The sequence below is a fragment of the Mycobacterium sp. 1165196.3 genome (genome assembly GCF_001673415.1).
Classification (GTDB): domain Bacteria; phylum Actinomycetota; class Actinomycetes; order Mycobacteriales; family Mycobacteriaceae; genus Mycobacterium; species Mycobacterium europaeum_A.
The window spans coordinates 1-942 of the sequence record NZ_LZLU01000060.1 but is presented as its reverse complement, the minus strand read 5'-3'; the positions used below and the strand labels follow the sequence as shown (position 1 = coordinate 942).

The 942-nt window shown below is 64.4% G+C and carries 2 protein-coding genes; both read right to left on the bottom strand.

Going from position 1 to position 942, the window contains the following annotated elements; genetic code table 11:
- A partial coding sequence (locus tag A5659_RS05820; protein ID WP_156748853.1) for an MCE family protein occupies positions 1-491 on the bottom strand: 491 nt, incomplete at its 3' end.
- Positions 481-942: MCE family protein (locus A5659_RS05815; RefSeq protein ID WP_231997751.1), on the bottom strand; the 462-nt coding region annotated here is incomplete at its 5' end. The genes A5659_RS05820 and A5659_RS05815, both read right to left, overlap by 11 nt.

The following is a 942-nucleotide window of genomic DNA, read 5'->3' as shown; positions in this document are numbered from 1 at the left end:
GTGTCGGTCAGCACGTTCAGCGCCTTCTCGAACTGCGGCTTGTCCAGATTGTTGGCGTTCTGCCCCAAGTCCTCGAGCGCACCGGCGAGCGTGTACGGCGTCGTCGTGCGGCTGAGCGGGATGGTGGTCGCCTTGCCGCCACCGGCCGGGGTCACCGAGATGGAGCGCTCGCCGAGGATGGTGTCGGTGCGGATCGCGGCCAGCGACTGGTCGCCGACGGCGACGTGGCGGTCGACGCTGAAAGTGATCTTGGCGCTGTCGCCGGCCAGACCCACCGAGGTCACCTTGCCGACCTTGAAACCCGAAACATAAACGGCGTTGCCGGGATTGATGCCGCCCGCGTCGGTGAAGTAGGCGTCATAGATCTTGCCCTGCGGCCAAAACGGCAATCCGGAGTAGCCGAACGCGATGAGCACCACGCAAACCACCAGCACCACACCGAAAATGCCGGTGCGCAGTGGATCGCGCTCATGCCTTGCGTTACTTGGCAAAAGCACACCTCCCCTTGCTGGGATCCACCTGGCCACCGAGCGGCAGCAGGATGTCGCTGCCGGCCGGGCCGTTGATCTTGATCGTCACGGAACAGAAGTAGATGTTGAAGAACGACCCGTAGGCGCCCAAGGCGGACAGCCGCAGGTAGTCCTCGCCGAGCTGTTCGACGTCGTTGTTCACCTCGGCCTTGCGGTTGTCTATCTCGGTGGCCAGCGGCCGGGTGTTCTCCAGGATGCCCTGCAGCGGCCGGCGCGAATTCTTCAGCAGGTCCGTCAAATCCGTCGTCGTGGAGGCCAGCGGCGGGATGGCGCCCGCGATGTCGTCCTTGTGCTGGGCCAGCCCGGTGATCAGCTGCTGCAACTGGTCGACGCTGGCCGAGAACTGCGCGCTGCGTTGATCGACGGTCGTCAGCACCGTGTTGAGGTTGTTGATCACGTCGCCGATGAGCTG